The sequence below is a fragment of the Streptococcus symci genome (assembly GCF_006385165.1).
In the GTDB taxonomy this organism is placed as follows: Bacteria; Bacillota; Bacilli; order Lactobacillales; family Streptococcaceae; genus Streptococcus; species Streptococcus symci.
Map to the genome: position 1 here is coordinate 92147 of NZ_VFJA01000006.1, position 6857 is coordinate 99003.

7 protein-coding genes and 1 pseudogene are annotated in these 6857 nt (G+C 41.5%); 7 read left to right on the forward strand and 1 reads right to left on the reverse strand.

The window, feature by feature from the left end; translation table 11 throughout:
- Window positions 1-104 precede the first annotated feature (104 nt).
- Together FJN11_RS10655 and FJN11_RS10660 are read left to right on the forward strand one after the other, a co-directional pair.
- Window positions 105-1022 (forward strand): dihydrodipicolinate synthase family protein, encoded by a 918-nt coding sequence (locus FJN11_RS10655; RefSeq protein WP_001281495.1) that lies wholly within the window; start codon window positions 105-107, stop codon window positions 1020-1022.
- Window positions 1023-1039: 17 nt separating this feature from the next.
- Window positions 1040-1924 (forward strand): ROK family protein, encoded by an 885-nt coding sequence (locus tag FJN11_RS10660; protein WP_140224669.1) that lies wholly within the window; start codon window positions 1040-1042, stop codon window positions 1922-1924.
- 15 nt (window positions 1925-1939) lie between these two features.
- On the opposite strand, the gene FJN11_RS10665 is transcribed toward FJN11_RS10660, so the two are convergent.
- On the reverse strand, window positions 1940-2791 hold the full coding sequence (locus FJN11_RS10665) for a MurR/RpiR family transcriptional regulator (protein ID WP_050240947.1): 852 nt from the start codon (window positions 2789-2791) through the stop codon (window positions 1940-1942).
- A gap of 193 nt (window positions 2792-2984) precedes the next feature.
- On the opposite strand from FJN11_RS10665, the gene pbp2b reads away from it, so the two are divergent.
- From pbp2b to FJN11_RS10690, 5 genes and pseudogenes are all read left to right on the forward strand, one after another.
- A complete protein-coding gene (pbp2b, locus tag FJN11_RS10670; protein ID WP_012972469.1) occupies window positions 2985-5042 on the forward strand; it encodes a penicillin-binding protein 2B in 2058 nt (685 codons plus the stop codon).
- A gap of 10 nt (window positions 5043-5052) precedes the next feature.
- A complete protein-coding gene (gene recR / locus FJN11_RS10675; RefSeq protein WP_000966748.1) occupies window positions 5053-5649 on the forward strand; it encodes a recombination mediator RecR in 597 nt (198 codons plus the stop codon).
- 316 nt (window positions 5650-5965) lie between these two features.
- Window positions 5966-6241, forward strand: coding sequence for a hypothetical protein (locus tag FJN11_RS10680; RefSeq protein WP_049491527.1), 276 nt, complete (start codon window positions 5966-5968; stop codon window positions 6239-6241).
- Between the two features lie 3 nt (window positions 6242-6244).
- On the forward strand, window positions 6245-6601 hold the full coding sequence (locus FJN11_RS10685) for a TraB/GumN family protein (RefSeq protein ID WP_140224670.1): 357 nt from the start codon (window positions 6245-6247) through the stop codon (window positions 6599-6601).
- A pseudogene (locus FJN11_RS10690) lies at window positions 6592-6857 on the forward strand (LXG domain-containing protein); the annotation flags it as partial. The gene FJN11_RS10685 and the pseudogene FJN11_RS10690, both read left to right, overlap by 10 nt.

Genomic DNA, 6857 nt, shown 5'->3' on the forward strand with positions numbered 1-6857 from the left:
AGTGTACACAAGATATTGAAAGCGTTTTTCACAAGGTGTATACTAAACACGTAAAGAATAAATCCTGCTGTTAGCAGAAAAAAAGAAAACTTAGGAGAAAATCTATGTCAGATTTAAAAAAATACGAAGGTGTCATTCCAGCCTTCTACGCATGTTATGATGATCAAGGAGAAGTAAGTCCAGAGCGTACGCGTGCCTTGGTGCAATACTTCATTGATAAAGGTGTTCAAGGTCTTTATGTCAATGGTTCTTCCGGTGAATGTATCTACCAAAGCGTTGAAGACCGCAAGTTGATTTTGGAAGAAGTCATGGCAGTTGCCAAAGGTAAATTGACCATCATTGCTCACGTAGCTTGCAACAATACCAAGGATAGTATGGAACTTGCTCGTCATGCTGAAAGCTTAGGAGTAGATGCGATTGCAACGATTCCGCCGATTTATTTCCGCTTGCCAGAATACTCAGTTGCTAAGTACTGGAACGATATCAGTTCTGCAGCTCCAAATACCGACTACGTGATTTACAACATTCCTCAATTGGCAGGGGTTGCTTTGACTCCAAGTCTTTACACAGAAATGTTGAAAAATCCTCGTGTTATCGGTGTTAAGAACTCTTCTATGCCAGTTCAAGATATCCAAACCTTTGTCAGCCTTGGTGGAGAAGACCACATCGTCTTTAACGGTCCAGATGAACAGTTCCTAGGTGGTCGTCTCATGGGAGCTAAAGCTGGTATCGGTGGTACATATGGTGCCATGCCAGAACTCTTCTTGAAACTCAACCAATTGATTGCTGACAAAGATTTGGAAACAGCGCGTGAATTGCAATACGCTATCAATGCAATCATTGGCAAATTGACTGCTGCACATGGAAATATGTACGGTGTCATCAAAGAGGTTTTGAAGATCAATGAAGGCTTGAATATTGGTTCTGTTCGTTCACCATTGACACCAGTGACTGAAGAAGATCGTCCAGTTGTAGAAGCAGCTGCAGCCTTGATTCGTGAAACCAAGGAGCGCTTCCTCTAATCCATAAGGAGGTATTTATGACACACTATGTTGCAATTGATATAGGTGGAACCAACATCAAATATGGTTTGATTGACCAAGAAGGCCAACTTGTTGAATCGCATGAAATGCCAACAGAGGCGCATAAGGGTGGACCACATATCTTACAAAAGACCAAAGATATCGTAGCCAGCTATTTAGAAAAAGGCCTAGTAGCAGGTGTTGCCATTTCTTCTGCAGGAATGGTGGATCCAGACAAGGGTGAGATTTTCTACGCTGGGCCTCAAATTCCTAACTACGCAGGCACCCAGTTCAAAAAGGAAATAGAGACTAGCTTTAATATTCCTTGTGAGATTGAAAATGATGTCAACTGTGCAGGTTTGGCTGAGGCAGTATCTGGTTCAGGCAAGGGAGCGAGTGTGACACTTTGCTTAACCATTGGAACCGGTATCGGTGGTTGCTTGATTATGGATGGGAAAGTCTTCCATGGATTTAGCAATTCAGCCTGTGAAGTCGGTTATATGCATATGCAGGATGGAGATTTCCAAGATTTGGCCTCTACAACAGCCTTGGTGGAGTATGTAGCAGCAGGTCATGGAGATCCAGTTGACCAGTGGAATGGTCGACGTATCTTTAAGGAAGCCACTGAAGGCAACAAAATCTGCATGGCTGGTATTGACCGAATGGTAGACTATCTAGGAAAAGGTCTGGCAAATATTTGCTACGTTGCCAATCCAGAAGTGGTCATTCTCGGTGGCGGTATCATGGGACAAGAGGCTATCCTCAAACCAAAGATCCGCAAAGCCTTGAAAGAGGCTTTGGTGCCAAGCCTTGCTGAAAAAACACGATTAGAATTTGCCCATCACCAAAATACGGCAGGTATGTTGGGTGCTTATTATCATTTCAAAACAAAACAATCCTAGTTTGGTTTAACCAAACTAGGATTTTCTTACACGTTTTTGTCTACGATAGCCATTGAGTTTTTTATTTTCCCAGTAGCTATTAAAGATTTTTTCCTTGCTTTCGCGATTGATTTCCAAAAAGTAGGCATAAATCAAATCGATAAAGAAGAGCATAGGAAGTTGAGCGGATATTCGTTGGATATAGGAAGGTTGGCTGTGGCTAGCAACGAGAACGGTCTCTGTGTAGGCCTGACTATCTTTATTGGGAACACTTGAAAAGAGTACAGTCTTTGCCCCCATCTCCTTAGCGTCTAATAAACTGTCTAAAATAGAGGGAGTTGTGCCAGAAAGTGAGAAACCAAGTACGAGACAATTTTCATCCATAATGCTGGTTGTCCAGGCAAAGCCATCTTGATCGGTCAAAGCTTCGCAGACCACACCCAGACGCATGAAGCGCAATTTCATTTCACGAGCAACAAGACCAGAACTCCCTGTTCCGAAGAAGTAGACACGCTCAGCATCTTCGATTAGCTGGGCAATTCGTTCTAGTTGGATTTCGTCAATCAAGTCTTGTGTTTGTTCCCTCATATTGCTATAACTTCTGAGGACTCGTTTGGTCAGTGGACTGTGCTTGGAGACTTGATTGGCTTGATTTTCTGCCTCATGTTGGTATTGGAAAATAAATTCTCGGTAGCCAGTAAAGCCACACTTTTTAGCAAAGCGGGTCAAAGCAGCTTGAGAAATATGTAATTTTTGGGTGACTTGTTGAGAAGATAAATCATCTGTAATCGTTTCAGCTTGCAAAAAATAGCGAGCGATTTCTTGCTCTAGGTCTGTCATTTCTTCAAAATGTGAATCAATGACAGTTGCGATATCTGGTTTGTCCATAGGGAAGGCTCCTTTAAATGAGTCGTATTGGAAAAAGGCTAGATTATTGAACTTTTACATTCATTATAACATATAATATAGGGATGAATAAATAAAAACGTATCTTGCCGTAAAAACGAAAAAAAGCTTCTTTCTTTTCCATAATTTTCTGCTCAAATTGTGGTACAATTAAGAGTAAGATTTTAAGTTAGAAATGAGACTGATTTGTATGAGAAAATTTAACAGCCATTCGATTCCGATTCGGCTTAATTTATTGTTTTCAATCGTCATTTTACTCTTTATGACCATTATTGGTCGTTTGTTGTATATGCAGGTTTTGAACAAGGATTTTTACGAAAAAAAGCTAGCCTCAGCTAGTCAGACCAAGGTCACAACCAGTTCTGCTCGTGGGGAAATCTATGATGCTAGTGGAAAACCTTTGGTAGAAAATACGTTAAAGCAGGTTGTTTCCTTTACGCGTAGCAATAAAATGACGGCTACAGACTTAAAAGAAATAGCTAAAAAGTTACTGACTTATGTGAGCATCAGTTCGCCAAATTTGACAGAACGCCAGCTGGCTGATTACTATTTGGCTGATCCTGAAATCTATAAAAAAACAGTGGAAGCTCTCCCAAGTGAGAAACGCTTGGATTCAGATGGCAATCGCCTATCCGAATCAGAACTGTATAACAATGCGGTCGATAGTGTCCCAACAAGTCAACTAAACTATACAGAGGATGAAAAGAAAGAAATCTATCTTTTTAGTCAGTTAAATGCTGTTGGAAACTTTGCGACAGGAACCATTGCGACAGATCCTCTAAATGATTCTCAGGTGGCTGTTATTGCCTCTATTTCAAAGGAGATGCCTGGCATTAGTATTTCTACTTCTTGGGATCGAAAGATTTTGGAAACTTCCCTTTCTTCTATAGTAGGGAGTGTATCCAGTGAAAAAGCCGGTCTCCCAGCGGAAGAAGCAGAAGCCTATCTTAAAAAGGGCTATTCTCTAAATGACCGTGTTGGAACCTCCTATTTGGAAAAGCAATATGAAGAGACCTTACAAGGAAAACGCTCGGTAAAAGAAATCCATCTGGACAAATATGGCAACATGGAAAGTGTGGATACAATTGAGGAAGGTAGTAAGGGAAACAATATCAAGCTGACCATTGATTTGGCCTTCCAAGATAGCGTGGATGCTTTGCTGAAAAGTTATTTCAATTCCGAGCTAGGAAATGGTGGAGCCAAGTATTCTGAGGGTGTGTATGCAGTCGCCCTTAACCCAAAAACAGGTGCTGTTTTGTCTATGTCAGGACTCAAACATGACCTGAAAACGGGAGAGTTGACTCCTGATTCCTTGGGAACGGTAACCAATGTCTTTATCCCAGGTTCGGTTGTTAAGGCCGCTACCATCAGCTCAGGTTGGGAAAATGGTGTTTTATCAGGAAACCAAACCTTAACAGATCAGCCTATTGTTTTCCAAGGTTCAGCTCCAATTTATTCTTGGTATAAATTGGCATATGGATCTTTTCCTATTACAGCTGTGGAAGCCTTGGAGTATTCATCCAATGCTTACATGGTTCAAACCGCTCTTGGAATCATGGGCCAGACCTATCAACCAAATATGTTTGTTGGAACCAGCAATTTGGAAACAGCTATGGGAAAACTTCGTGCGACCTTTGGCGAATATGGCTTGGGGGCTGCGACCGGAATTGACCTACCAGATGAATCTACTGGATTTGTTCCCAAAGAGTATAGCTTTGCTAATTACATCACCAATGCCTTTGGGCAGTTTGATAACTATACGCCCATGCAGTTGGCTCAGTATGTAGCAACTATTGCAAATGATGGTGTTCGTGTGGCTCCTCGTATTGTTGAAGGCATTTATGGTAATAATGATAAGGGAGGACTGGGTGACTTGATTCAGCAACTGCAACCGACAGAGATGAATAAGGTCAATATATCCGACTCCGATATGAGTATCTTGCACCAAGGATTTTACCAAGTATCGCATGGAACTAGTCCCCTTACGACAGGACGGGCGTTTTCAGATGGCGCCACTGTTTCTATCAGTGGTAAGACCGGTACAGGTGAAAGCTATGTAGCTGGTGGTCAAGAAGCTAATAATACCAATGCCGTGGCCTATGCTCCAACAGAAAATCCTCAAATTGCAGTTGCAGTAGTCTTTCCTCATAATACCAATTTAACCAAAAATGTTGGGCCAGCAATTGCTCGCGACATTATCAATTTATATAACCAACACCATCCAATGAACTAGAAAGGAAGCCATGCTTTATCCAACACCTATTGCTAAGTTGATTGACAGTTATTCCAAACTTCCTGGTATTGGGATTAAGACGGCTACACGTCTGGCCTTTTATACGATTGGAATGTCTGATGACGATGTCAATGAATTTGCCAAAAACCTCCTTTCTGCTAAGAGAGAGCTGACCTATTGCTCCATCTGTGGTCGTTTGACTGATGACGATCCTTGCTCTATCTGTACCGATCCAAGTCGTGACCAGACAACCATTTTAGTTCTCGAAGATAGTCGTGATGTGGCGGCCATGGAAAATATCCAAGAATACCATGGACTCTATCATGTCCTGCATGGCCTTATTTCTCCTATGAATGGTATCAGTCCAGACGATATCAATCTCAAGAGCCTTATGACTCGTCTTATGGATAGTGAAGTTTCAGAGGTAATCGTAGCAACCAATGCCACAGCAGATGGAGAAGCGACTTCGATGTATCTTTCACGTTTGCTCAAACCAGCTGGGATCAAGGTTACGCGCCTAGCACGTGGCCTCGCTGTGGGAGCAGATATCGAGTATGCGGACGAAGTCACACTCTTACGAGCTATTGAAAATCGGACAGAGTTGTAAAAGTCAGTAAAAATTTAGCTCATTTTGACGTATAAGACAAGCCCTAGGAATTTTTCTAGGGTTTGTCTTTTTCGTTTTATAATGAGAGAAGGACAAATCTTGATAATAAGAATACTTCCCAGTAAACACAAAATATAAGGTATCAGAAAACGGATTTTCAAAATTCCTAGTAGCATCTCTATCAATATATTTTACTGAAGGATCAAGTTTTTTTAAGGATAAGATTGCCCTTTAGTTCGTTATAATTTATTTTGAAATCGTACTATTTTTATGTTATGATATGGTCAATATATACTTAATAAGGGGAGTTTGAAGTATGGGTGGAAAGATAAAATCTAGCACGATAGCAGCAGAGGCGGCTATTAATGAGTTGGTCGGGTATGAAACGAGCGACAAGCAAAATCAGCAGGTGGAATTTTCATATACATCTGGAATCACTGGAATGGAAGCGGGACGTCAGACCTGCAATCAAATGCTTCAGGCGGTCAGTGATTTTAGTTCAGCTGTTTTGACCCAAGCAAATAAGTTTCCAGAAATTGCTCATAGGATTGAAAAACGTGATATAGAGCAAGCTAAGAGATGGAGTCACTAAGGCATGGCAGATAGAAATGAAGAAAAGCGCACAGAAATTTGGCGTAAGATTGTTAAGATAGAAGATAAGGAAGACAGACTCCGAGCAACTAAAAAGCAATATGAACAGCAGTTGACAAACTTTTACTCGGATATTCAGAGCATTCACCATCGCATGATAAATCTATTGTCTCTCTCACCCAGTTCTCGTCAGCTAATAGAGCAAATCGAAAGTGATAATAGAACCATTCAGCGACAGGTCAACTCTTATGTAGAGAAGGAACTGGATACGTTGGAAAAACAAACTAAAAAGGCTTGTCGCTCTTTCGATGAAGCCAGAGAAGAACTGATAGCGGAAAGGAATCGGCTACCATGGGAGTAAAATACAGCGCACAAGAATCCCAAGAATTGATTCAGGCCATGACGAACAACCTCCGAGTCGCAAATGAAGTCACAGACCGTTTATCCAGCGGATGTGACCACCTGATTTCCTCTTTAGACTCAGGTGAGTTGACAGGAGCAGCCTACACAGCTGGTAAAGGTCTCTTTACAGAGATTATCATCCCCAGCATCAAAAAGCTCCAAGCAGCGATAGATGATATCCAACTAGAGTTGACCTCCTACAAAGATGCGGATGC

Excerpts from the sequence above, each read along its gene's own strand:
- pbp2b (WP_012972469.1), top strand. The coding sequence starts at position 2,985 with ATGAGACTGATTTGTATGAGAAAATTTAACAGCCATTCGATTCCGATT.
- FJN11_RS10665 (WP_050240947.1), bottom strand. The coding sequence starts at position 2,791 with ATGGACAAACCAGATATCGCAACTGTCATTGATTCACATTTTGAAGAA.
- recR (WP_000966748.1), top strand. The coding sequence starts at position 5,053 with ATGCTTTATCCAACACCTATTGCTAAGTTGATTGACAGTTATTCCAAA.
- FJN11_RS10655 (WP_001281495.1), top strand. The coding sequence starts at position 105 with ATGTCAGATTTAAAAAAATACGAAGGTGTCATTCCAGCCTTCTACGCA.
- FJN11_RS10660 (WP_140224669.1), top strand. The coding sequence starts at position 1,040 with ATGACACACTATGTTGCAATTGATATAGGTGGAACCAACATCAAATAT.
- FJN11_RS10685 (WP_140224670.1), top strand. The coding sequence starts at position 6,245 with ATGGCAGATAGAAATGAAGAAAAGCGCACAGAAATTTGGCGTAAGATT.
- FJN11_RS10680 (WP_049491527.1), top strand. The coding sequence starts at position 5,966 with ATGGGTGGAAAGATAAAATCTAGCACGATAGCAGCAGAGGCGGCTATT.